General features: G+C 48.2%; 22 protein-coding genes, 1 pseudogene and 1 riboswitch. Of the genes and pseudogenes, 20 read left to right on the top strand and 3 right to left on the bottom strand.

Annotated elements, in window-relative coordinates:
* Positions 1-23: 23 nt before the first annotated feature.
* Positions 24-137 (top strand): LDCC motif putative metal-binding protein, encoded by a 114-nt coding sequence (locus AC4PHM_RS08275; RefSeq protein WP_291405544.1) that lies wholly within the window; start codon positions 24-26, stop codon positions 135-137.
* Between the two features lie 141 nt (positions 138-278).
* Here AC4PHM_RS08275 and AC4PHM_RS08270 read toward each other — a convergent pair whose 3' ends face one another.
* Complete coding sequence (locus AC4PHM_RS08270; protein WP_492020428.1) at positions 279-1076, bottom strand: TIGR00266 family protein; 798 nt, start codon at positions 1074-1076, stop codon at positions 279-281.
* Between the two features lie 265 nt (positions 1077-1341).
* Between AC4PHM_RS08270 and AC4PHM_RS08265 the strand changes: the two genes are divergently transcribed.
* Positions 1342-2169, top strand: a complete 828-nt coding sequence (locus AC4PHM_RS08265) for a hypothetical protein (protein ID WP_492020427.1) — start codon at positions 1342-1344, stop codon at positions 2167-2169.
* Between the two features lie 70 nt (positions 2170-2239).
* On the opposite strand, the gene AC4PHM_RS08260 is transcribed toward AC4PHM_RS08265, so the two are convergent.
* Positions 2240-2926, bottom strand: coding sequence for a TetR/AcrR family transcriptional regulator (locus AC4PHM_RS08260; protein ID WP_492020425.1), 687 nt, complete (start codon positions 2924-2926; stop codon positions 2240-2242).
* Positions 2927-3146: 220 nt separating this feature from the next.
* Here AC4PHM_RS08260 and AC4PHM_RS08255 point away from each other — a divergent pair, with 220 nt between their 5' ends.
* The 5 genes and pseudogenes from AC4PHM_RS08255 (at position 3147) to tnpA (ending at position 8901) form a co-directional block, all read left to right on the top strand.
* Positions 3147-4478 (top strand): glycine/sarcosine/betaine reductase component B subunit, encoded by a 1332-nt coding sequence (locus tag AC4PHM_RS08255; protein ID WP_492020423.1) that lies wholly within the window; start codon positions 3147-3149, stop codon positions 4476-4478.
* Positions 4479-4493: 15 nt separating this feature from the next.
* Positions 4494-5819, top strand: coding sequence for a betaine reductase selenoprotein B (gene grdH / locus AC4PHM_RS08250; RefSeq protein ID WP_492020422.1), 1326 nt, complete (start codon positions 4494-4496; stop codon positions 5817-5819).
* A gap of 49 nt (positions 5820-5868) precedes the next feature.
* Positions 5869-7371 carry a glycine betaine uptake BCCT transporter gene (locus AC4PHM_RS08245; RefSeq protein WP_492020421.1) on the top strand — a complete coding sequence of 501 codons (1503 nt, stop codon included), beginning with the start codon at positions 5869-5871 and terminating at the stop codon, positions 7369-7371.
* A 217-nt stretch (positions 7372-7588) separates the two neighbouring features.
* Positions 7589-8116: a GNAT family N-acetyltransferase gene (locus tag AC4PHM_RS08240; protein ID WP_492020420.1), complete on the top strand. Its 528-nt coding sequence runs from the start codon at positions 7589-7591 to the stop codon at positions 8114-8116.
* Between the two features lie 310 nt (positions 8117-8426).
* Positions 8427-8901 (top strand): annotated as a pseudogene (gene tnpA / locus AC4PHM_RS08235) (IS200/IS605 family transposase).
* Between the two features lie 180 nt (positions 8902-9081).
* Here tnpA and AC4PHM_RS08230 read toward each other — a convergent pair.
* Positions 9082-9453 (bottom strand): hypothetical protein, encoded by a 372-nt coding sequence (locus AC4PHM_RS08230; RefSeq protein WP_492020419.1) that lies wholly within the window; start codon positions 9451-9453, stop codon positions 9082-9084.
* A gap of 261 nt (positions 9454-9714) precedes the next feature.
* On the opposite strand from AC4PHM_RS08230, the gene AC4PHM_RS08225 reads away from it, so the two are divergent.
* From AC4PHM_RS08225 to AC4PHM_RS08165, 13 genes are all read left to right on the top strand, one after another.
* Positions 9715-10479 (top strand): DUF434 domain-containing protein, encoded by a 765-nt coding sequence (locus AC4PHM_RS08225; RefSeq protein WP_492020418.1) that lies wholly within the window; start codon positions 9715-9717, stop codon positions 10477-10479.
* Positions 10480-10534: 55 nt separating this feature from the next.
* Entirely contained in the window at positions 10535-12715 is a 2181-nt protein-coding gene (glgX, locus tag AC4PHM_RS08220) for a glycogen debranching protein GlgX (RefSeq protein WP_492020417.1), read from the top strand.
* A 284-nt stretch (positions 12716-12999) separates the two neighbouring features.
* Positions 13000-13740 carry an MJ1433 family protein gene (locus tag AC4PHM_RS08215; RefSeq protein WP_492020416.1) on the top strand — a complete coding sequence of 247 codons (741 nt, stop codon included), beginning with the start codon at positions 13000-13002 and terminating at the stop codon, positions 13738-13740.
* Positions 13741-13765: 25 nt separating this feature from the next.
* The gene (sigZ, locus tag AC4PHM_RS08210; RefSeq protein WP_492020415.1) at positions 13766-14350 is read left to right on the top strand and encodes an RNA polymerase sigma factor SigZ; all 585 of its coding nucleotides are present in this window, start codon (positions 13766-13768) and stop codon (positions 14348-14350) included.
* Between the two features lie 96 nt (positions 14351-14446).
* On the top strand, positions 14447-15238 hold the full coding sequence (arsM, locus tag AC4PHM_RS08205; protein ID WP_492020413.1) for an arsenite methyltransferase: 792 nt from the start codon (positions 14447-14449) through the stop codon (positions 15236-15238).
* Between the two features lie 268 nt (positions 15239-15506).
* Positions 15507-17120, top strand: a complete 1614-nt coding sequence (locus tag AC4PHM_RS08200) for a sensor histidine kinase (protein WP_492020412.1) — start codon at positions 15507-15509, stop codon at positions 17118-17120.
* A 1-nt stretch (position 17121) separates the two neighbouring features.
* Complete coding sequence (locus tag AC4PHM_RS08195) at positions 17122-18252, top strand: response regulator (protein ID WP_492020411.1); 1131 nt, start codon at positions 17122-17124, stop codon at positions 18250-18252.
* A 107-nt stretch (positions 18253-18359) separates the two neighbouring features.
* Positions 18360-19292, top strand: coding sequence for an FMN-binding protein (locus AC4PHM_RS08190; protein ID WP_492020410.1), 933 nt, complete (start codon positions 18360-18362; stop codon positions 19290-19292).
* A 307-nt stretch (positions 19293-19599) separates the two neighbouring features.
* The gene (locus AC4PHM_RS08185; protein ID WP_492020408.1) at positions 19600-20946 is read left to right on the top strand and encodes a DEAD/DEAH box helicase; all 1347 of its coding nucleotides are present in this window, start codon (positions 19600-19602) and stop codon (positions 20944-20946) included.
* A gap of 145 nt (positions 20947-21091) precedes the next feature.
* Positions 21092-21198: riboswitch (TPP riboswitch) on the top strand.
* A gap of 54 nt (positions 21199-21252) precedes the next feature.
* Positions 21253-21537: a thiamine-binding protein gene (locus AC4PHM_RS08180; protein WP_492020406.1), complete on the top strand. Its 285-nt coding sequence runs from the start codon at positions 21253-21255 to the stop codon at positions 21535-21537.
* The gene (locus AC4PHM_RS08175) at positions 21512-22276 is read left to right on the top strand and encodes an ABC transporter permease (protein ID WP_492020486.1); all 765 of its coding nucleotides are present in this window, start codon (positions 21512-21514) and stop codon (positions 22274-22276) included. Before AC4PHM_RS08180 ends, AC4PHM_RS08175 begins: the two co-directional genes overlap by 26 nt.
* A gap of 76 nt (positions 22277-22352) precedes the next feature.
* Positions 22353-23405, top strand: a complete 1053-nt coding sequence (locus AC4PHM_RS08170) for an ABC transporter substrate-binding protein (RefSeq protein WP_492020404.1) — start codon at positions 22353-22355, stop codon at positions 23403-23405.
* Positions 23383-24132, top strand: coding sequence for an ABC transporter ATP-binding protein (locus AC4PHM_RS08165; RefSeq protein WP_492020403.1), 750 nt, complete (start codon positions 23383-23385; stop codon positions 24130-24132). The genes AC4PHM_RS08170 and AC4PHM_RS08165 overlap by 23 nt, the downstream gene beginning before the upstream one ends.
* Positions 24133-24150: the final 18 nt, after the last annotated feature.

Genomic DNA, 24150 nt, shown 5'->3' with positions numbered 1-24150 from the left:
TGGCCAACAAGGAGGCGTGAAGCATGCTGACACGGCTGAAAAAAAGAATCATGAGGTTTCTGACGTCCATAGCGGCTCAAAATAAGAGCAGCTTTGGCGAGCAGCGGATGGACTGCTGCGATTTGAACAAGAAGTGAGAATGAGTTGGGAAGGAAGAAGATGTCAGCGGCGGGTGCCTGTCGACCCCTTTTTCCTTCCCATTGAAGACGCCAAAAAGACTGTCATTTTAACCCTTGTGAGGAGAAAGTGACAGTCTTTATTATTTTCATCAACAGTGACTATTTCCCATCCAGCAGATTTCCCAGCCCGCCGAGGGCATCCAGTACGCTGCCTTCGCCTTTGCCGGAGTGTCCAGCTCTTCTCGAGGAGGTCATAATTCTGTCTGCGAGCCGTGAAAATGGAAGCGACTGAAGCCATACGGTACCGGGACCAGTCAATGTGGCAAAGAAAAGGCCTTCGCCGCCAAACAGCGCGGTTTTCATGCTGGAGACCATCTCAATGTCATAATGGACACTTCCGGTGAGTGCAACAAGACATCCCGTGTCAACTTTAAGTGTCTCTCCCGAGGTCAACTCTCGTTTATAAATTGTTCCGCCGGCGTGAAGGAAGGTCATGCCGTTGCCTTGAAGTTTTTGCATGATAAAGCCTTCGCCGCCGAAGAGACCGACGCCGATTTTCCGGTTAAACGCAATTTCCAGTGAGGTGCCTTTCTCTGCGCATAAAAAAGCATCTTTTTGGCAGAGTATGGTGCCTTGGTAGTCTGAAAGACTTAATGGGATGATTTTTCCCGGATAAGGTGCCGCGAAGGCAATTTCTCCCTCCGCATAACTGCGCTGCGTAAAAAGCGTCATGAAAAGGCTTTCACCCATGATGGCGCGCTTGCCTGCGCCCATCAGTTTTCCCATGAGCCCGGCGCCTTGGTTCGCGTTTGAGCCATCGCCAAAAATCGTTTCCATCTCAAGGGTGCTGTCCAAGAAAAGAAGTGCGCCAGCTTCGGCGACCAGGCTTTCGCCCTGATTCAAGAGAAAGCGGACAAACTGGAGATCGTCCCCATGGATCTCATATTTAACTGTCATTTCAATCACCTCCGACAATGTTGAAGCAAGAAGAATATACCCATAAATTCAGGAGATGGTCATATAAAGGCATTTTTTCTTTAAGTAATATTTTCGTCCGAGGTCTAAACTTGAAAAGCATGCCATATCACCTTTTCGGAAAAGAGGGCTTTGAGTGTAATTGTGCTTTGAGTGTAATTGTGCCTTGAGTCAATTGAATCAGAACTCAATGGGTATAATTTTCGTAGAAATGGTCTATTAGAATATTAAGTTGGAGGTGATATGAATGCTCGAACTTCCAGAAGCCCGAGTCATGGCTGATCTATTAAAGCGTACTGTTTGCGGACGTGAGATATCTGCCGTGACCATAAACAGCACACCGCATAAGTTCGCGTTTTACACAGATGATCCTTTGAAGTATGAGCGTATTTTAAAGGGAGCAAAATTTGAAACCGCGACAGCTTACGGTGGAATGGTCGAATTGGTGGCTAATGACATCAGATTGGTTTTTTCGGATGGTGTCAATTTGAGATTTCATGAAAGCAGTGACCAAAGACCACAGAAGCATCAGATGCTCATTGAATTTTCGGATGGTGCGGCAATGAGTGGTTCTGTTCAAATGTACGGTGGACTGTGGTGTTTTAAAGAGGGCGAATTTAAAAATGAGTATAGAACAGCTGCCTTGGAAAAGCCATCCCCGTTGACGCTGGAATTCGATTCACTCTATTTCCAAAACCTAATTGAACTCGATAGCGTTCAGAAACTAAGCACTAAAGCTTTTTTAGCGACTGAGCAGCGCATTCCTGGTTTTGGAAACGGGGTCCTTCAGGATGTGCTGTGGACAGCGCATATTCACCCCAAAAGGAAGGTTCAGACACTAAATGTAAAAGAAAGAGAAGTTCTATTTCAAAGCATCAAAGTGCTGCTCGGTGAAATGACAGCCAAAGGCGGTCGGGATACTGAAAAAGATCTCTTTGGCAGTATCGGCGGCTATTACACACATATGAGCAAGCTCCACGCCTCAGAGGGGTGTCCTGTTTGTAGCGGCGGGATTACAAAAGAAGCTTACCTGGGCGGAAGTATCTATTATTGCCCAACTTGTCAAAAACTTTAAATAAAAAAGATAAAAGGAAATTGGTGCTGACGGCGTTTTACATTACGCCAAACAGCACCAATTTCCTTTTCTATTTCTTCTGTTTTGATTTTTTCGTTACACACGACAAATCCAAGGCGAAGTCGATCAGCTTCATGGTGTAGTCAACAGCCTCGTCAACTGAGTCAAATTCACCGGAAATCACAGCGTCCAGATTGGCTCGATAAAGATTGATCATGATTTCGTTGATCATTTCGAGCTGATCCTCCGGAATCTCGGAACCCATCTTTTTACTGAGGATGGCCATATTCCGCTTTTTCAAGTCACCTTCTCTCAGCATTGGGATCAGATCCACACGGTGCTCCCCGAAGTTCTCCGGAAAAATATCAAAATAAGTTTCGATCATCTGCTTGAGTTCATCCCTGAATGGACTAAAAAAGATTAGCTTAAAAATCTTTGGATTTTCAAAAGAATGGCGGGAAAACAATTGCCAGGTTTTCATAAAAATTTCTCTTGGTACTTCAGTGCCTTCCACATAATCGTCCAGTTCAGCATAATAGGCTTTCAAATAATTCATGGAAGCATAACAGATCAGGTGATCCAAGTTGCTGAAATAGTTATAGAGCGTCGCGCTGTTGTAGCCGGCAAGGTCCGCGACTTTTCTGGCAGTGATGTTTTCAATGCCGTCTTCAATAAGTAAATTATGGGCAGCTTCTATGAAATATTTCATTATGCGCTTCCTTTGGAGATCCTTCTTTGCCATTGCAATTTGTGCCATGTCGCCACCTCACTTGAGTCATCATTGTTATTATAATAGCACATCTTCTTGGAAATTTTCAACAAAAGCTATGAGCTTATAGAAAGAATCCTCTGAAAAAATAAACACGATTATCAAATAAATCTATTTACATTGTAAATTGATTCATATATATTATAAGTGAAATAAATAAAAAAATAACAATCAAAAGGCAAGCATTCTGACAAGGGGTGAAATTGAAGTGAGATTGGAAATCGGAAATTTCTATGTACGAGACATCCAGTTCGGAGCCAACACAGTGTTTGAAAACGGCGTTCTCACCATCAATAAGGAGGAGGCTATTGCATTTCTGAAAGACGCGGATGAGCATCTGACAGAAGTGGACCTTCAAGTTGCAAGACCGGGAGAGTCTGTTCGAATTGTACCGGTTAAAGAAGCCATTGAACCACGCACACGCGTCGGCGCAGAACATTCAGTATTCCCGGGCGTCACAGGCGAAGTTTTCCAGGTTGGCGAAGGCAGAACCCATGCGTTAAAAGGCATGAGTGTCCTTGCTGTTGGCAAACACTGGGGCAGCTTTGGAGATGGACTCATCGACATGGCTGGCGAAGGCGCAAAACTCACCTACTTTTCTCAATTAGTCAATCTTTGCCTCGTAGCGGATACAGACGAAGCTTTTGAGAGACACGAGCAGCAAAAGAAGAATCACGCGATTCGTTGGGCAGCTCACAGACTCGCGGAATATATAGGCAATACCGTCAAGGATCAAACGCCGGAAGCTCTTGAAGTCTTCGAACTTGAGCCGGTCACTAAGAGAAGTGCGCAGATGAATGCGCTGCCTTCAGTAGTCTACGTTATGCAGCCTCAATCCCAAATGGAAGAAATGGGTTATAACGACCTTCTCTACGGCTGGGACCTCAACCACTTCATCCCAACTTTCATGCATCCAAACGAGGTGCTTGACGGCGCTGTGATCTCCGGCTCCTTTATGCCATGCTCCTCCAAATGGTCGACTTATGACTTCCAAAACAACCCAACCATCAAGCGTCTCTATGATGAGCACGGCAAGTCCCTGAATTTCCTTGGCGTCATCATGAGCAACCTCAACGTCTCTCTTGAGCAAAAGCGACGTTCGGCGCAGTTCGTTGCGAAAATGGCGAAGCTCCTCGGCGCAGACGGCGCGATTCTTGCTGAAGAAGGCTATGGCAACCCGGATGCGGACTTCATCGAGTGCTTCGTAGAACTTGAGAATGCAGGCGTTAAGACCGTCGGTATCACGAATGAATGTACTGGCCGCGACGGTAAATCTCAGCCACTCGTTACTTTAGACATCAAAGCGAATGCCATCGTCTCTTGCGGCAATGTATCAGAGCTCATAGAGCTTCCGCCGATGGACGTCGTAATCGGCGAGCTGGCAGCACTTGGCCGTGACGGTTTATCCGGCGGATGGGCTTATGATGAAAAGCTCGGGTCATCTGTCCGCGAGGACGGTTCCATCATCCTCGAGAACAACTCAATGTTCTGCGGCGACCAGGTATGCGGTTGGTCACCAAAGACCATGGCAGAATTTTAGAGGGGGGAGATCAACGTGAAAAAAGCGATTTTATATATCAATCAGTTTTTCGCAGGTATCGGTGGAGAAGAGAAAGCAGACCACGCGCCTGAAATCCGGGAAGGTCTGGTCGGTCCAGGTCTTGCACTGGCTGCGTCCCTGAAAAACGCTGAAATTACGCATACGATTATCTGCGGTGACAACTTTATGGGTTCCCGTCAGGACGAGGCGATTGCCGCAATCGAAGGCTTCCTTAAAGACAAAGAATTTGATATCTTCTTTGCAGGACCTGCTTTCCAAGCTGGACGTTATGGCAATGCCTGCGGCGTCGTCAGCAAATTTGTCCAGGACAAGTTTGGTGTCTGTGCAGTGACGTCCATGAATGAAGAAAATCCTGGCGTCGAAATGTTCAAGAAAGATGTCTATATCTTCCCAGGCGGCAAAAGCGCTGCGGCTATGAAAGTGGACACGCAGAAAATGGCTGAACTTGGTGACAAGATCCTGGCACTGCCGGAAGGCGAAAAGCCAATGTTCCTTGCTGCTGAAGAAGGCTTCTACCCAAGAGGCGTCCGCCATCAAGTATGGCTCAAGGATCAGAAACCAGCTTCGGACCGCGTCGTTGAGATGCTTCTGAAGAAGCTGGCTGGTGAGCCTTTCCAGACAGAGCTTCCTATTCCTAAAATTGATCGCGTTGACATTGCGCCGCCTATTGCAGATCTTTCCAAGGCAACCATTGCTATCATTACCAGCGGCGGCATTGTGCCGGTGGCGAACCCTGACAGAATTCAGTCCGCTTCCGCGACGCGCTGGGGACGATATGACATTTCCGAGCTGGTTGACCTTGAAACTGGTGTCTTCAAAACGATTCACGCAGGTTTTGACCCGGCTGCTGCGGATGCGGATCCGGATGTCATAGTACCACTTGACGCTTTAAAAGCTTACGAAAGAGAAGGCAAAATTGGCAAGGTCCACGAGTACTTCTACAGTACGGTTGGTACTGGCACAACTGAAGCAGAAGCTGCTAGAATGGCCCAGGAGATGATTCCGTATCTTAGAGAAGCTGGCGTGGACGGCGTGATTCTCACCTCGACATGAGGCACCTGTACTCGTTGCGGTGCAACGATGGTCAAAGAAATCGAAAGAGCGGGCTTTGCGATTGTTCAAATGTGCAACCTGATTCCGGTCGCAAAAACTGTAGGCAGCAACAAAATCGTTCCAACCATTTCAATCCCTTATCCACTTGGCGATCCGTCAACGACGAAAGAAGCGCAATATAAGCTGCGTTACCACAGAGTCGGCGTCGCGCTGGATGCTTTAACCGCAGATGTACGTGAGCAAACTGTATTTCCGGTCAAGTTCTAAACTATTGTTCAGTTAAGTCCAAAAGACGAATCACTGGGGAGTGAATGGATTGAAACCATCGGCAACAACATCTCTGGGTCAGAAGCTGACCTACCTAATTCCGCTTATCGCTGTCATTATCCTGACGCTGTGGGGCATCCTGTCTAAGGAGAGCTTCGCGGCGGCAGCTTCGAGCACGCTGGGTTTCATCACAACCAACTTTGGATGGGCTTACCTGTTCTCCATGCTGTTGTTTGTCATCTTTGCCATAGGGCTGGCTGTCAGCCCCTATGGCAAGATCAAACTGGGCAAGGACAACGACAAGCCTGAGTTTTCAACGACTTCATGGTTCGCCATGCTGTTTGGCGCCGGAATGGGCATTGGTCTGGTGTTCTGGGGCGTGGCAGAGCCAATGTCACACTACGCAGCACCTCTAGGCGCGACGCCGGGCACGCCTGAAGCAGCCATGTTTGCACTTAGGGCATCCTTCAAGCACTGGGGCTTCCACCCTTGGGCGAATTACAGCATCATTGGCCTGGCACTTGCGTATTTCCAGTTTAGAAAAGGCCACAAAGGTCTGATCAGTTCCATTTTTATCCCTTTGATTGGCAAAAAGGGCGCGGAAGGTCCAATTGGCAAGACGATTGATATCTTGGCGGTCTTTGCGACCGTTGCGGGTGTCGCGACATCCCTTGGACTTGGAACTCTGCAAATCAACAGTGGGTTGAATGCGGTCTTCGGGCTTCCTGAGAATTTCTTAATGCAGATCATCATCATTGTCGTCATTACGGTTATTTTTATCTGGACAGCTGTCACAGGCATTGATAAAGGCATTAAGCTTTTGGGAGATATAAATCTATATTTGGCATGCGGCATTCTGCTTCTGACGTTCCTTGTGGGGCCGAAGCTGTTGATGCTGACGGGCTTTGCCGGTGCCTTCGGTGAGTATCTCAACTATTTCTTCGCGGACAGCCTTAACTACTCCATTGGCGGGGACAACGGCTGGGTCAACGGCTGGACAGTCTTTTACTGGGCTTGGTGGATCGCATGGGCACCGTTTGTCGGTTCCTTTATTGCGCGGATTTCTAAGGGAAGAACCATACGTGAGTTCATTGCGGGTGTTATTGTAGCGCCAGCGATCACTTCTATGGTGTGGTTCGCGATCTTCGGCGGAATAGGGATCGACTATGGCATGAAGATGGGGGTTGAGGCGACAGCAGCAGTTGCGGCCAAACCTGAGACGGCCTTATTCACGGTCTACAGTCAGCTGCCGCTGGGCATGATTTTGTCAGCGCTGACGCTGATCCTTTTATGCACATTTTTTATCACTTCTGCAAACTCAGCAACGTTTGTCCTCGGCATGTTCACGTCGGATGGCGACTTGAACCCGAGCAATACTAAAAAGATCAGCTGGGGTCTCATTCAGTCTGCGCTCGCGACGGCGCTGCTAATGGCTGGCGGCCTTGGGCCACTCCAGACGGTATCCGTTGCTGCTGCATTCCCATTCATAGCAATTATGCTTGGGGCGGCGCTGGCGCTTATGAAGGCGCTGCGTGAGGAAAAAGTGGCTTAGATTTAACTTATAAATAGAAAGTAGGAAGGCGGTGTCAGACACCGCCTTCCTAACTTTTTTTGGAAATGAAATAAAGATAATTGACGTATGCTTCTGACTCTGGTTTCTTTCTTTGTTAAAAAAGTTGTGTCTGTGTCAGATGGCCATTCAACCTAAACTTGCGAGCATCAATCTGTGCTAATATAAGATAAGAACTTTTGGGGAGGGTCTCAATGAAATGATAGAAATCAAAGCCTTGGCATTGGAAGACTGTAAAAGAATCAGCGATATTGACGCCTCTCAGTATATTGGAAAGGCCTGGCGGGAAGTGGAGGGTCATTTGAAGCTGGTTGAGATAGATTATTACGACCTGAGCTGGCCTAATGGCTACGAGACGCATCTGAAACATTTGGTGGAGACAGTGGTGGGAGACGGGTTAGCGGTTGGGGCGTTTGACCATCGGCAAAAAATGATTGGTTTTGTGTCGGTCAGAAGAGATTTTTTCGGAGAAACTGCTCCATATGTCTTGCTCGATCAGTTGTTCATAACGCGAGAGGCCAGGGGCAATGGGCTGGGGCGAAGGCTGTTTGAGGCGGCGGCTGAAGGTGCAAGGCAGTGGGGTGCGGAGAAGCTATACATCTGCGCGGGTTCAGCGGAAGAGACCATTGCGTTTTATTGGGCGCTCGGGTGCAAAACTGCGGTTGAAGTGAATAGGGCGTTATTTGACGCAGATCCGAGGGATCTCCAGCTGGAATTTGTTTTATAAACGACTTTCAAGGGGAATGTTGCAGAAATATACCGTCCGAATATTACCGTCCGCGCGGTTTGTGGCCTATTGTCCCCGACATGAAAGTTGTCCGCGTCCCCAACCTGTGAAGGGTTGGAAAAGCTAAAAAGCGCTGTTAGTTCCGTGGGATTTCGGAACTGACAGCGCTTCTTTTTATAAAACGAAAACCCCCGGTTCTACCGGGGGTTCTAAAGAGCTTTAGCTTTGAGTATTTAATTCAGATACCTCCTTTTGTTAGAATAAAGATGGTCTGCCAACCAGCTTAATAAACAAAAGGAGGTATCCTGAAATGGATAAGCATAGTTTAGCACATACAAAATGGAACTGCAAATATCACATAGTATTTGCTCCCAAATATCGCCGACAAGTGATTTACGGAAAAAATAAAGAACGATATAGGGAGGATTTTACGGAAATTATGTGAGCAAAAAGGTATCGAAATACTTGAAGCGACCGCTTGCTCAGATCATATTCACATGGTAATTGCAATACCGCCAAAGTATAGTTTAGCGAGTATTATGGGATACCTGAAAGAAAAAAGTTCGCTCATGATATTTGACCGGCATGCCAACTTAAAGTACAAGTACGGAAACCGGCATTTCTGGTGCAGAGGATATTATGTGGATACAGTGGGACGTAATGAAAAGCAAATAAGAGAGTACGTAAGAAATCAATTAGATGAGGACATAGCACATGACCAGATAAGTATAGAGGAGTATGTTGACCCGTTTACGGGTGAGCAGGTGAAAAAGGGCAAAAAATAGGCTGCTTTAGCAGCAGCCCGAGAATAAAAGCAGTTGGCAGACTTTTTCGAAGAGCCTTAAGGCTCAAGCGAGTAACAAGCCCTTATAGGGCTGAGCAAACTACCCGCTAAGCGGGTAGTTTTGATTAAGATTTAGTTTACCTTGGAAGGGGGAAAAATGAGTCAGATTTTTTGCGAACGGTCACTCTAGCCCTTCAAGAGACATAAATACTTTGGCAGCCTCAAGGGCTTCCTTTTCAGCGCGCACAGAGGCTGCTGCCTCAAAGGAAGAGGCCGCAAGTTTTTGGTTAATCATTGCAGTGCCAAATAAAAGTGCCGACACGCCAAAAAAGAGCCCAATCCCTTCAAAGAGGCCCGGCAGCAGCCGGTCAGGCACAAGCAGGTCAAGGATCTCTGATTGACTGAATCCTTGCGCAGTATAGAGCGAGACTGATTTTGTGAAATATGTAATATGGTTAATCAGGTATAGGATCCCCATTAATAAGACTAAACAAGCAGAAAAAATCAGGAATTTTGTGCTTTGAAGAAATTTATTTGATGGTTTTGAAGTCATGGTATTGGTCTCCTTCAGGAAAAAGAATTCTCACTGAGGACCACTTTATCAGATAAATCTATAGATAGGGTTTATAAAAGATTACAATGCGCTTTATGGTCTTTTTAGCTCAGTCCCCAAACTGAACCTGGGGACAGACCCCAGGTTCAGTTTGGGGACTGCCCCACAGTTAAATAGTGGCGCAAAGTGTGATGAAATTTTTATGATTGGGTATCAAAGGGAATAACAGATACAAAATGTTCCTGTGGAAGAGGGATCTCCATGACACTCAAAACGAAGCGAAGGGGCTATGATCCCTCGGATGAAGCGGGATTTTCGGAAGCCGCTGTGACCCAGCTCAGAGTTGCCCTGGATGAGATCATCTGGCTGCTCGACCGCGGCTATAATCTGAGGTCGGTGGTTGAACTGGTGGGTGGCCACTATCAGTTGACGGCCAGGCAGCGGATTGCGCTTCAGCGGGCTGCGGTTACACACCGTTTGCAGGCTCGAAGAGCAGAACACATGCTGCCGATGGCCGCGGCTCAGCACACCCCGCTGAGTATTGACGGGTTCAATCTCGTCATTTTGCTTGAGGTGGCGCTATCGGGCAGTCCGCTGATTTTGGGACGGGATGGGGTCCTGCGTGATTTGGCCGGACTAAGGGGAACCTACGGCATTGTGGACAAGACGTACCTTTCGCTCACGTGGATTGGCAGGGCGCTGGGGACGCTTGGGGTACCATCGGCAAAATTCTTTTTGGATGCGCCTGTTTCGAACTCCGGGCGGCTTGGACAGTTGATACTGGATGCGGGAACGTCCTGGGGCATTCCCATTGAAGTATTGCTTGTGAAAAACGCGGATGTGGCGCTCGAAGGCGCTGAAGGGGTTGTCTCAGGGGACTCGGTAATCTTGGACAATTGCCGCAGCTGGCTGAACCTCGGGCGGTGGATCGTTGATAAGTGGATTCCGGATGCTTGGATCGTCGATCTGGAAAGCGGCGACGGACAGCTGCGGGTGACGGAAGCGGAAGTGGGGAAGTTTGACTAATATATAAAGAAACGTCAGCGACAAAGCGGACGAATCAGAGAGCGGGGGTGAGTGCGTGGCAACCTTCAAAGTCAAGAAGATCAGGCAGTCCAGCGGCATGGACCATTTTGTGTGGAAAGAGCTGGTGCCCATTGACACCTATCAAAACTACAAAATTCGGCCGGGCTTTTTTCTTCAAAACGGCGCAGTGGTAGTCCCTGGGGGGGTAAGCTTCACCATTTACTCCCAGCAGGCCACTTCATGCAGTTTGGCGCTGTTTGAACGGGGCAGCAAAGAGCCCTATGTAGTCATACCGTTTCCAGAGCCGTATAGAATTGGCAATGTGTTTTCTATGATTGTCTTTGGACTGGACATTGAAAACTTCGAGTATGCCTATCTGGTGGATGGGCCGTATGAGCCTGAAAAGGGGCTGATCTTTGATCAGACTAAGTATTTGCTGGATCCCTTCGCGAAGGCGGTCACCGGACAGAGCAAATGGGGGCAGCGGCAAGGGAGTGATGAGCCTTATAAAGCCCGGGTGGTGACCAATGGCTTTGACTGGGCCAACTGCAAGCAGCCGTTGATTCCCATGCAGGACCTGATCATCTATGAGCTGCATGTGCGAGGCTTTACAAGGCATGAGTCCTCTGGTGTGAAGCATCCCGGCACCTTTGACGGACTGATGGAGAAGCTGCCTTATTTAAAGGCACTCGGCGTCAATGCGGTGGAGCTGATGCCGATTTTTGAGTTCGATGAATGCAGAGACATGAGAGAGGTCAACGGGGACAAACTTTTGAATTACTGGGGGTATAATCCTGTTTGCTTTTTCGCGCCCAATACCAGTTATACAGCAGGCGTGGAGTACAACCAGGAAGGGAAAGAGCTGAAAGCCCTGATAAAAACCCTTAATGAAAATGGCATTGAGGTCATTTTGGATGTGGTTTTCAATCATACAGCCGAGGGGGATGAACGGGGGCCGTACATCTCTTTTAAGGGGCTCGACAACAACGTTTATTACATGTTGACCCCGGATGGGCGATATTATAACTTCAGTGGGGTAGGCAATACTTTGAACGCCAATCATCCTGTGGTTCAGCGCTTGATTTTGGATTGTCTCAGGTATTGGGTGACGGAGTACAGAGTGGATGGTTTCAGGTTTGATCTGGCGTCAATTTTGGGGCGCAACGAGGATGGATCGCCGAGCAACAATCCGCCGCTTTTGAAAAATCTGGCCTATGATCCAATTTTGGCGAATGTCAAACTGATTGCAGAAGCCTGGGACGCCGGCGGGTTGTACCAGGTTGGGAGTTTTCCGTCCTGGAAGCGATGGTCGGAGTGGAATGGCCGGTATCGGGATGATCTGCGGCGTTTTCTGAAGGGAGATGCCGGGCTTGCCATGACGGTCGCGGAACGAATTGGAGGATCCCACGATCTTTATGATCCGGTGCACCGCGGCAAGAATGCCTCGGTCAATTTCATAACGTGTCATGATGGGTTCACTTTATATGACCTGTACAGTTACAATGAAAAACATAATGAGGCAAATGGCTGGAATAATTCCGACGGTGAAAATCACAACCACAGCTGGAACTGCGGCGTGGAAGGAGAGACGGAGGATCCTGGGGTCATGGCGCTGCGCAAGCGCTTGATCAAGAATGCCTGCGCGGTTTTGATGGCCAGCCAGGGGACCCCCATGTTCTTTGCCGGGGATGAATTTTGCAACACACAATATGGGAACAACAATGCCTATTGTCAGGACAATGAGGTCTCCTGGCTGGACTGGACACTGCTTGAGAAGAACCGGGAGGTGTATGAATTCTTCAGGAAGATGATCGCGCTGCGAAAGCGATGTCCGAATCTGCGGGACAGTACAGGACAGGCTAAATGTGGCTTCCCCTATGTCAGCAGGCATGGACTTGAACCGTGGAATTTAACGGAGGATGCTGAAACCCGCTATCTGGGGGTCATGTTCGCTGGAAAAGCTGAAGAGACAGGGGAGAACCAGGAAGATGAGGTCATCTATGTTGGCATGAACATGCACTGGGAGTCCCGGCATGTGGTGCTGCCTGCCTTGCCGCTGGGCTTAGAATGGCGGATGGCAGTCAATACCGCCTTGCCGGCCGGAGAAGAAATTGTCGAGGAACCCTGTAAGATGACGGCGGTCCATTATGAGTTTGATTTTGAACCAAGATCTGTGGTCATTATGATGGCTTGCCGGATCCATAAGCAAGATACAAGAAGCAGCAGGCGAAAATAGCAGGAAATTGAAGCTGGTGCAGGGAAGGCATGATGGCCTTGACTTCCTTGACACCGGCTTATTTTAATTGCAATGTTACAAAATTATTACAGTGCCCCGCCCCCAAAGTTGAACGAGTGACAGTCCCCAAAGTTGAAACAGTGCCTGACACTCAATAAAAAGCTGTCCGCGTCACCAAAACAATTCCCAAACAATTTTTCCTTGTGTTAGAATAGATTAACTTCACGTCATTGAAGTCTGAGGTGCTAAGTCATTTAATTATGTACAGAAGGGTGAATATAATATTGTTAATTAAACTGCGAGACAACCTGGTGCTGACCATGATCCTCATTGTTGCGTCTGCAGCCGTTTATGGTGTTCAATACATAATTTTTCAAAGAGGCGACGAAACCCTGTTCTACCTGCTTCAAGACCTTGCTTTTGTTCCGGTTCAGGTTCTGGTTGTCACATTGGTGATCAATCGATTTCTGAGTCTGTCCGAAAAGCGCAAGAAAGTAAAAAAAGTCAACGTCATCATAAGCACTTTTTTCTCAGAAACCGGGACAACTTTGCTGTTCGAAATTGGCAAATTCAACCGGGAAAACGCCGCCTTATGTGAGATGCTCAATATTATGGATTTGAAAAAAGAAAAATCTTTGTTCAAAGGCAATCGCACTCAAAATGCTTACCCTTATGATTTCTATGCAAATCCGGCAAGTCTTGGTGAGCTGGCTATGGTCATGGAGGGCTATAAAGCACCTCTCCTGAGTATGCTCGAAAACTCCAACCTGCTTGAGCACGATTCTTTTACAGATATGCTTTGGGCAGTCTTTCATGTGGCGGATGAGTTGAAAATCCGTGGTCCTTTTGGCGAACTCGATTCTAGCGACATTGAACACCTCTCCAACGACCTGCGCCGGGCCTATGAAGCCCTTGTGGCGGAGTGGATCCAGTATATCCTGTATTTAAAAGCAGAATATCCTTTTCTTTACGTTGCCGCGCTCCGTAAAAATCCAATGCAGATCAAAGAAGAGAAAGCTGCATAATAATCAAAGGAGAGGTCGTGATGATATGGCAGGCACCTGCGTGACATGTCTGTGGGAAAATTTTCATGAGCCGCTTGAAAAATTTATTGCGAGGCGCGTGTCCAATCCCCACGACGTGGAGGATTTGCTTCAAGAAGTCTTTGTTAAAATCAGCCTGAGCCTGGATACCTTGAAGGATCAGGAAAAGATCCATGCCTGGATTTATCAGATTGCCCGGAATGTCATAGTTGACTATTACCGCAGCGGGAAGACCTTTGCTGAGCTTCCGGAGGATTTGGCGGAAGGCGCGGGTGGGGTTTTGGGACCATCGGCAGAAGGAGGGGCTGGAGCCGGCGGCAATGCCAACGCTGAAATGGCGGGCTGCCTGACGGGCATGGTTCAGCAGCTGCCCGAGAAGTACCGGGAGGCCATTCTGCTCACCGAATTCGAAAACCTGACACAAAAGGCGCTGGCCGAGCGGCTGGGGCTGTCGGTGTCCGGCGCAAAGTCCAGAGTACAGAGGGCTCGGAAATTGCTGAAGGACATGATGCTGGATTGCTGCAGGCTTGAATTTGACCGCTGTGGCAACATCATTGAGTTTCAAAAGTATCAGCCGGGGAAAAAATGTTGAAAAAGACGCAGAAATTGCGTCTTTTTTTGCGTCCTTTTTTGTGTTGTGTCGTCTATAGGGGTGAGTAGTATTTAGGATTAATGTGGAGGGTTTGTTATGCAAAAAAAGGAAAAAGTCAGGGAACACATACAGAAGAACTATGCAGCTGTAGCCTTAAAACAGGGTGCCGATGGTGGCTGCTGCATCAGCGGATGCGGGTGCGGCACACAGGCGGTAAGTTTGCTGGATGCGTCCGCGCTCATTGGATATTCGGCGGACGAGCTCAGCCAGGCTCCGGAAGGCTCTAATATGGCGCTGGGCTGTGGAAATCCTACGGCCATTGCGGCACTGAAGCCCGGCGAGGTCGTCCTGGATCTTGGCAGCGGGGGCGGCTTTGACTGCTTCCTGGCGCAAGCCAAAGTCGGCGAAACTGGCTACGTAATCGGTGTCGACATGACACCGGACATGGTCAGGCTGGCGCGAAAAAACGCTCATGAGGCAGGCATTGACAACATGGACTTCAGGCTGGGGGAGATTGAGCATCTGCCGGTTGCGGACGCGTCTGTGGACGTGATTATTTCAAACTGTGTCATCAATCTGTCTGTGGACAAGCAGCAGGTGTTCAACGATGCTTACAGAGTGTTGAAACCGGGCGGGCGTATAGCAGCTTCAGATGTGGTAGCCACGGCAGTGATCCCTGAGAACATGCGTGATGACTTGAGACTGGTGGCCAGCTGTATTGGCGGCGCAGAATATGTCGAAGATCTGAGGGCTATTATGGAGAAAGCTGGTTTCAAGGAGATCCGGCTGATGCCAAAGGACAACAGCCGTGAGTTGATTTCTTCATGGGCGCCGGGACATAAGGCGGAGGATTTCGTGGCGTCTTATTTAATTGAAGCAGTGAAATAGAAATGGAAATTGAAAAGAAATAGAGACTGAAAAAGTCTGGAATTAAGTCTTTGAAATGCTTAAACTAGGACCATCAGGATGTTGAACAAAGACATTCTGATGGTCCTGATTTTTGGGGGGCGTGCATTGTTAAAAATTACCATTCCCAATTCGGGTTTTGTCTTGTCTCCAAGTGAAGCCCGGCGAATTTTATGCTTTAGTTTCGCCAAACGTATATAATGAGATTATTGGATCAGAACATGAGAAAAAGATCATTAGGTGAGGAAAAATGTTGAAAAATATCAAACTGGAACGCAACAAATTAATACTATCTTGGTTGATCGGCCTTTTCAGCTTGGCTGGGATCTTTTTTTCCACACGCCTCGCCTTTAATGAATTTTCGATTAACTTCCCGTGGAGTCTAATTCTGCCGATGGTTGTTACTCTGGCCTGGGGTCGATTCTATGGCATGGTGTGTCTGGTCCTCGGAGGCGTGATCATCTATCCGTTTATACTGGGACCTTACAATGGATGGGCTTCACTGGTTCCAGTGATATCCTATGGACTCTGGATCCAGATTCAAGGATGGGGTAAGGGTCATAGAGAAGGCTCTAAAGCTTTGCGCTATAATGCTTATTTTCTCCAGGTTATTTACAGTTTGGCCAGAATGGGGCTCTATATCGCACTGTTTCCAATTTTACTTAAACTAAATGGTGTTTATCTTTATCCCAATGCGCTAAATTCAATGTCAACAGATGTAATTGTGATTTTTGCTGTCAAAGGGATAATCGTTGAGTTTGTATTTTTGGCATTGGCAGATGCTCTGCTTCAGCTGCCCTTCATAAGACGGATGATGCTTATGGAGGTTCGTGTTGGCAGTGAACGAAACACTCTGATCATGTCGCTGATGTTTTTTGGTGGTCTCTTTTTCGCTTGGTTGTTGTTATTTGTTCAGCAGGTCATTGTTCGGGGAGAATCGACATCTGCTTGGTTTCTTGGCAGGCATGATGAAACGCAGATAACATTGATTTTGTCTGGACTTCTGTTTTCAATTGCTGGCGGAATCACAGTCCGATTTGTCGAAAAAACATTGGCTTCAAAGGTCGAATTGCAGCAGAAACAGCAGGCATTGACAAAGGCCAACAACGAAATCCTTCAACTAAATGAAGTGTTGGAAAAGAGAGTTGAAGAACGAACTGCGAAGCTTGAAGAAGCTGTAGCAGATCTTGAGTCTTTCACCTTTACGGTTTCTCATGATTTAAAGTCACCGCTGAGAGCGCTTCAGGTTTATGGCTCCATGTTGGAAGAAGACAATCTCAAGGAATTACCCGGTACAAGTCTGGAAATGCTGAGGGAAATGCAGGCTTTGGTTGCGGATATGATTTCGCTTATTGAGCATCTGCTTAAATTTTCAGTCATGTCCAAGACGCCTCTTGAAGATGAAATCATTGATTTAAATGATCTTGTTGAGGAGTGTATCAAGACATTAAGTCAATCGGGATCTGATCAGAGGGTTCGTGTCGTGCTCCCTGATCCTTTGCCGGTGATTACTGGGGATCGAGTTATGATGCGTCAGATTTTTATGAATCTGTTGGATAATGCCATTAAGTTTTCAAGTCTGCAGTCTGCGCCTCAAATCATCATCTCATCAATCGCTACGGATGTCTGTTTGGAAATTTGTATCCAGGATAATGGGGTGGGGTTTGATTCAGCTTCGAAAGCGCAACTTTTTCAAATTTTTGGCCGGGGACATCGAAAAGAGGATTTTGCCGGTTATGGTGTTGGGTTGGCCACAGTGAAGAAACTAATTGAAAAGCACGGGGGAACTGTATCTCTGGAAGGGAAGGCGGGGGAAGGTGCGTCAGCGTGTATAAGCCTGCCGCTGGAAAGGAGGGTGCAATAACATGTATCGAGTGATGATTGTGGATGATATGCCTATCTTTCGACGACAGATTAAAAGACTGCCGCTGTGGGGCAACTCCACTGGCTTTGAGATTGTCGATGAGGCGAGTGACGGTCTAGAGGCGCTTCAGAAGTTGAGAAATCAATCTCTTGATCTCCTAATTTCAGATATTCGCATGCCGATTCTGGATGGACTGGAGTTACTTAAGTGCGTACAAAAGGAAAATTTGGTGCCTTGTGTTGTGTTTTTGTCGGATTATGGTGAGTTTGGGTTAGCGAAGGAAGCTATTCATCATGGGATTTTTGACTATTTGTTGAAGCCGGTGGATGAGCGGTTGCTGGCAGCGCTCTTGTCAAGGGTTCAAAAGCATTTAGAGTCACTGGAAGCACGGGATGCTGAAGTCAATTTATTAAAAACAAGTCTCGCTGAGACCGTGGCACCTTATTATCCAAATGGACAGATTCGTGAAATCATTGAGTCACTCACTAGTCAGAGAGCGAAGGCAAGTGAATTATTTCAGGATATGATTAGAAAGACCTATTTGGCTTTGGATCTCAATGTTTTCAAAACCAGAGCGATTCTTGAAAAGAGTTGTCAGGAAATATGCTCAAAGTTGGTGGAATCATTGGATTGGCTTCCACTTTTTTTAAACAATCGCGATTTGATGCTCTTTGATTACGAAACAGAGATGCATGTTGACTTATCTGATCAAGATGCTTTTGAAACTTTGTTTCGGATAGTCAAAATTAGATTTGAGAAACTTGTTGAGATACTTAATATCCTGGATCCTTGGGATCAAGGACATACTCTCATAAGAAAAATTAAAGAATTCATTTTAACTCATTGTGAGGCGGTGGCTTCTCAGGAGGAAATTGCTAAGGAATTTTATCTGACAAAAAATTATATTGCGGAGACTTTTAGACGTGAAACAGGAATCACCCTTGGAGACTATATGACTAAAGTTAAGCTGTATCGAGCCTTAGAACTGATGGCGGACAGTGCGTTAAAAACTTATGAAATTGCTGAACTGTTAGGCTATAGCGATGAATATTTTTATAAGCTGTTCAGACGCCAGTTTGGTATGACACCTTCGCAGTACCGTCAAAAGAACACCCGTAAATTGTCGGGGTAAAAGCCATGTTTTGATCCTTCGGTCTTGTTCAAGCGTCTAGTATGATAAATATATAACAAATCATACGAAAACATTGAAGGAGGCTCATCATGGTATTTAGGTCTAAAATGTTCAAATTGTTGGTGCTTGCGGGGCTTGTTTTTAACCTCACGGCTTGTGGCACAGCAGAAAAACAAACTACAGAAGCGCCAGTCAGTACGCCTGCACCGGAAATTTCAGCTGAAGCTGAACAGGCAGAACTTGAATGGGATATTCAACCACCGCTTGGCATTGTTAAGGGTGATTATTACTCAATTGAAGAACGTTTCCGTCAAGGTCATCTTGGAATCCTTGAAATCGTCAAACAGGACGATAAGTTGGTTTACATAGAGTTTAATGAGATGACGCGCCCAAATTATTATGAGCGATATTTTCAGAATGTGCCTAAACGGCTTTCTGAATATAACTTCAGTATGGGTGATAAAAAAGGCGCTGCGTGGGTGCAAAGCGTAGTCGCTGTTGAAAAACAAATGATCGAGGAGCAACGTGTGACGGGCGAATTTGACACAATTTCAGGTGCGTCCAACAGTGTTAACCAGTCCATGATCCCGCTTGCTGAGAAGTTGGCGCCGCTGCTGGATCAACCATCGGCAAAAAAATATTACAGTATTGCAGAAAAACTTGGCGGTGGCTTGACAGGCTTTGTACAGGTCGTCATTGAAAATGGCAAAATCACATCTGTTCGATACGACGAAATTTTCGCGAATACACCTGAAGAGATTGAGGATCCAGCACTGAAGGCGTTCTATCGCCAATCAAAATATGAGAGCGTCGAATACCAGGAGCCATCACGCATTGGCTTTAACATTCAAATGGATGCCCTGAATGCAAAAGTAGTTGAAACACAGGACTTGTTAGATCTCAATGGACTTCCTTCAACTGATGAGTCCGGCGACTATGCCTCAAGTGGATTTACTATTCGAAATACAGCGTGGGATAATTACTTGAAGCTCGCTGGTACACTCCTTGAAGAAATCAAAAAAGATGGTGCTTTAAACTAAAATTTTGGTTCACGTCCCCCATTTTTAGAGTCGCTTCCCTGCGACTCTTTTTTTGATTATGAGCAGGACGGTCAAGAAGTTGCGGATATTCCCGTTTTAACACGATTTATGCCGAGTTGAATATTACCGAAATATTACAATGCTCTGTCCCCAGTTTTGGTTTGGTGACAGGCACTCACTAGAAAGCTGTCCGCGTCCCCCAATCAAAAATTGGACAGAATGGCTCGAATAACATACAATGTAGTTTGGACCTTTGCCAAAAAATTCTACAACACAGGGAAAAGGCCATTACAAAGGAGTTTTTAGATTGAAGTTTAAGTCATTGGGCATTATGCCCGCCATTCTCAAAGCCATTAAAGAAGAACAGTATGTTGAGCCTACGGATATTCAGGACCAGGCAATTCCGCTGATCCTGACAGGGAGAGACGTTCTGGGCTGCGCTCAGACAGGAACGGGGAAAACCGCCGCCTTCGCAATCCCGACGCTCCAGAGGATCATTGAAATGAAACAGGAAGGTCTTTCAAGCGCTTCATCACAATCTGGGAAGAAGCATGACGGCATACAGTCGCTGATCCTGACGCCAACCCGCGAGCTGGCCATTCAGATCAAGGACAGCTTCCATGCTTACGGGCGCCACGTTTATTTGAAGACCGGCGTCATCTTTGGCGGCGTGCCTCAGGGCCCCCAGGAAAAGATGATTAAAGATGGTCTGGATATTTTGGTCGCGACACCCGGACGTTTGAATGATCTGATGAATCAAGGCATCATCAAGCTTGACAAAGTCAAAATTCTGATTCTCGACGAAGCAGACCGCATGCTGGATATGGGCTTTATTCACGATGTCAAACGGATCGTCGCAAAGGTGCCTTCTGAACGGCAGACACTTCTGTTTTCCGCTACCATGCCTAAGGAGATTTCAGCCTTGGCAGATGCCATGCTGAAGCATCCTGCCAAGGTGTCGGTGACGCCTGAGGTCGTGACAGTGGAGGCGATCAGCCAAAGCGTTTACCTGGTTAACAAAGCCAACAAGCGAAAGCTGCTGATCCACTTGCTCAATGATCCAAAGCTTGAGTCTGTGCTTGTGTTTACCAGAACCAAGCACGGCGCAGACCGCGTAGTGCGCGAGCTGGTAAAAGCACATATTTCAGCTATGGCTATCCATGGCGACAAAAGTCAAAACAGCCGTCAAAACGCCCTGGAGAACTTCAGAAAGGGCGCCATCCGCGTCCTGGTTGCGACGGATATCGCAGCCAGAGGAATTGATATTGATGAGCTGTCCTATGTCATCAACTTTGACCTTCCAAACGTGCCCGAGACCTATGTTCACCGGATTGGCAGAACCGGCCGGGCGGGCCTCAGCGGGATCGCTATGTCCTTCTGTGATGTTGAGGAGCTGCCGCTGCTGAAGGATATAGAAAAGACCATCGGCAAACGCATTCCTGAGGTGAAAGAGCATCCATTTCCTTTGGACGCTACGGTCAAGGACGACATTTTCATAGAGCCTCGCCCGCAGCAACAAAAGCATCAGGGCAAGCAAACACAGCAGAGGGCCAAACAGGAAAGCCGTCATAGCGTGCCAAAGGCCGCAGCTCAGGCAGAATCACCCGCTGCGGCGAACCGCAGACGAAATCGAAGAAGAAAGCCTACCGAATAACCAGACCAACAGGCAGGCTTAAATCAAGTTTCATCTACGCAATTGACAAATCAAATTTCAAGGCTTATGATGTTGGTGTTCGAAAAAGACTTTTTAAAATTTTTATCTAACCACTAAACATCCACTAAACACCCACAACTGAAACGAAGATGTACGGGGGAGTCAGTAAACTGGCTGAGAGGGAACTGTGAGTTCCGACCCATATCACCTGCTCTGGATCATGCCAGCGAAGGGAGGAGACATAAGCTTACACCTATGAGACTCATCCTCCGGATGGGTCTTTTTTAATTCGAAGGGAGATGCAATATGTTGACCAATGTCAGTCTGCAAGTCATTCCAAGCGTTCCGGAAAGCAAGATCTATCCCGTCGTGGACGCGGTGATCGAGTACATCCAAAGCACGGGCGTCGTTCACACCGTGGGCCCCATGGAGACGACCATGGAGGGCGACCTTGAGGAGCTTCTCAACATTGTCAAACGCGCCCAGGAAATCTGCGTCGAGCAGGGCGCGGAGCGTGTGTGCTCTGTCGTCAAGATCGATTACAAGCCCGGGGGCGTGACCATTGATGAAAAAGTCGGCAAATACCGGTAAGTGGCCGGCCGCTGTCTTCCTAGCTGTCTTGACGGCCTTGTGGGAGCTGTCCGTAAGATCCGGCTGGGTAGATGCCTACACCCTGCCGGCGCCGTCCAGCGTCATCCGCGTACTGTTTTCTGAGCTGCCGGGACTGCGCAGCCACATTTGGATCACCCTCCAGGAGGCGGGAATTGGATTTCTCGCGGCTATTGGCTTTTCAATTGCCTTGGCGCTTCTGATGGATTTCGTGCCCATGGTTAAAAAAGGCCTGTACCCCATTCTCGTCCTGTCACAGACGGTGCCCATCATTGTGCTGGCGCCTCTGTTCGGCATGTGGTTCGGATTTGGCATGCTGCCCAAGATCGTCATTGTCATGCTGGTCTGCTTCTTCCCCATCATTGTCAGCCTGCTGGACGGCCTGGAGGCAGCGGACCCGGATGAGCTGCACCTCATCGAGGGCATGGGCGCAGGGCAGCTGCAGCAGTTTCGCTGGGTCAAGTTTCCCGGTGCCTTGGTCAACCTGTTTTCCGGCATCCGCATTGCGGCGACCTATTCCATCATGGGTGCGGTGATCGGCGAGTGGCTGGGGGGCACCGGCGGCCTGGGCGTCTACATGCTGCGGGTCAGGCATTCCTTCGCTTTGGACAAGATGTTCGCTGCCATTTTGATTGTCGTCGTGCTGAGCATTGCCGTGTTCAAGGGCATTGACCTGATTCAAAGAATGCTGATGCCATGGGCGGTCAGCAAAGAGAAGTAGAGGATTAAGGACCAGGCGGCCGATGGTCGTGTGTTTCACCAACATTTTGAAAGAGACTTATTGGAGGTAAATTAAGATGAAGAAGATGAAGATGAAGATGAAGATGAAGAAACTCAGTATAGCCGCGCTTTTTTTGATTTTGACGGCCACTCTGGCCCTCGCGGGATGCCAGCCGAAGGACGCTGTGGAGGCAGGGGATGGGGCGCAGGGACCATCGGCAGAGCTTGAGAAGGTCACTGTAGTCCTGGATTGGGTACCCAACACGAACCACACGGGACTCTACGTGGCCCAGGACCTGGGCTTTTACGAAGAAGCCGGGCTTGATGTGGAGATCATCCAGCCGGCTGAAGGGGGCTCAGCGAGCCTGATCGCAGCGGGTCAGGGGGAGTTCGGCATCTCCTACCAGGAAGAGATCACCTATGCCAGAACGGCAGCTGAGCCGCTTCCGGTGAAAGCGATCGCAGCAATTATCCAGCACAACACCTCGGGCTTCGCGTCACCGGTGGAAAAGGGGATCGTGACACCCAAGGATTTCGAGGGCAAGAAGTACGGCGGCTGGGGCTCCCCTGCTGAAGTCGCGATGCTGAGCGGGCTGATGGCCAAGGAAGGCGCGGATTTTGACAAGCTGGAGATGGTGGACCTCGGCGCGCTTGACTTCTTCGCAGCAACGAAAAGTCATGTGGACTTCACGTGGATCTACTATGGCTGGGACGGCATTGCGGCAGAGGTCAACAATGTGCCGATCAACTTCATTCTGCTGCAGGATTTCGAAGAGAACCTCGATTTCTATACGCCGGTCATCATTGCCAAGGAAGAGCTTTTGAGCGCGCGTCCGGAGCTTGCGAAGAAGTTCCTGGCGGCGACGACTAAGGGTTATGAATATGCCATGGAGAATCCTGAAGAGGCCGTCAAGTCACTGCTGAAAGCGGCGCCGGAAGTGGATGAGGCTATTGCAGTCGCCTCGCAGAATTACCTGGCGGACCAGTATCAGGCGGAAGCACCACAGTGGGGCGTTATGGACCTGGAGATCTGGACCAATTACGCAGGGTGGATGTTTGAGAATGGTCTGATCGAGTCAGAACTCGAGGCTGAGGAGGCGTTCACCAATGACTTCCTCCCTAAAAAATAGGCTGGAGCTCGTCGGCGTCAAGAAGACCTTTGAAGATACCTTCGCGGTCAGTGATGTGTCCCTGGTGCTGAAGGAAACCGAGTTTGTGTCGATCATAGGGCCTTCCGGCTGCGGGAAGAGCACGCTGTTCAATATGATTTCGGGCTTGATTGTGGAGGATGAAGGCGAAATACGAATCGATGGCGCGCCGGTCAAAGCCCGCAAAGGTCTCGTCAGCTACATGTACCAGAAGGATTTGCTGCTGTCGTGGCTGAAGATCATTGACAATGTGGCCCTGCCCCTTCGGGTGAAAGGTGTTTCGAAGAAGGCGGCCAGGGCGGAGGTGGCGTCTTTGTTTGAGACCTTTGGACTGGAAGGCTTTGAGCACAAGTATCCCCATCAGCTGTCTGGTGGGATGCGCCAGAGGGCGGCGCTCATGAGAACCTATGTCTACTCCAGGGATATCATGCTGCTGGATGAGCCCTTTGGCGGGCTGGACGCGCTGACGAAGGCCAAGATGCAGGACTGGCTGCTGGGTGTGAATGACGAGCTGAAGGCTTCCATTTTGTTCATAACTCATGACATTGAAGAGGCAATTTATCTGTCCGACCGGATTTATCTGATGTCCGACCGGCCGTCGACGATCAAGGAAGAGATCCTTGTGGAGCTGCCGAGGCCGCGAAATAGGGATATGATGGTGTCGGAGACCTTTACTCAGTTGAAAAAGAAGCTGCTGCACAGCTTTTAGGATTGGGGGCAATTGAGT

Source organism: Acidaminobacter sp. QWL-03 (genome assembly GCF_058683855.1).
Note: the sequence above shows the minus strand (reverse complement) of the source record. Positions and strands in the feature narration are given on the sequence as shown.

Bases quoted from the DNA above. Each gene is read 5' to 3' on its own strand.
- arsM (WP_492020413.1), top strand. From the start codon at position 14,447: ATGCAAAAAAAGGAAAAAGTCAGGGAACACATACAGAAGAACTATGCA.
- AC4PHM_RS08200 (WP_492020412.1), top strand. From the start codon at position 15,507: ATGTTGAAAAATATCAAACTGGAACGCAACAAATTAATACTATCTTGG.
- AC4PHM_RS08225 (WP_492020418.1), top strand. From the start codon at position 9,715: ATGACACTCAAAACGAAGCGAAGGGGCTATGATCCCTCGGATGAAGCG.
- AC4PHM_RS08240 (WP_492020420.1), top strand. From the start codon at position 7,589: ATGATAGAAATCAAAGCCTTGGCATTGGAAGACTGTAAAAGAATCAGC.
- AC4PHM_RS08270 (WP_492020428.1), bottom strand. From the start codon at position 1,076: ATGACAGTTAAATATGAGATCCATGGGGACGATCTCCAGTTTGTCCGC.
- AC4PHM_RS08175 (WP_492020486.1), top strand. From the start codon at position 21,512: ATGAAAAAGTCGGCAAATACCGGTAAGTGGCCGGCCGCTGTCTTCCTA.
- AC4PHM_RS08275 (WP_291405544.1), top strand. From the start codon at position 24: ATGCTGACACGGCTGAAAAAAAGAATCATGAGGTTTCTGACGTCCATA.
- AC4PHM_RS08180 (WP_492020406.1), top strand. From the start codon at position 21,253: ATGTTGACCAATGTCAGTCTGCAAGTCATTCCAAGCGTTCCGGAAAGC.
- AC4PHM_RS08260 (WP_492020425.1), bottom strand. From the start codon at position 2,926: ATGGCACAAATTGCAATGGCAAAGAAGGATCTCCAAAGGAAGCGCATA.
- AC4PHM_RS08170 (WP_492020404.1), top strand. From the start codon at position 22,353: ATGAAGAAGATGAAGATGAAGATGAAGATGAAGAAACTCAGTATAGCC.
- AC4PHM_RS08190 (WP_492020410.1), top strand. From the start codon at position 18,360: ATGTTCAAATTGTTGGTGCTTGCGGGGCTTGTTTTTAACCTCACGGCT.
- AC4PHM_RS08230 (WP_492020419.1), bottom strand. From the start codon at position 9,453: ATGACTTCAAAACCATCAAATAAATTTCTTCAAAGCACAAAATTCCTG.
- sigZ (WP_492020415.1), top strand. From the start codon at position 13,766: ATGGCAGGCACCTGCGTGACATGTCTGTGGGAAAATTTTCATGAGCCG.
- AC4PHM_RS08165 (WP_492020403.1), top strand. From the start codon at position 23,383: ATGACTTCCTCCCTAAAAAATAGGCTGGAGCTCGTCGGCGTCAAGAAG.
- AC4PHM_RS08265 (WP_492020427.1), top strand. From the start codon at position 1,342: ATGCTCGAACTTCCAGAAGCCCGAGTCATGGCTGATCTATTAAAGCGT.
- AC4PHM_RS08195 (WP_492020411.1), top strand. From the start codon at position 17,122: ATGTATCGAGTGATGATTGTGGATGATATGCCTATCTTTCGACGACAG.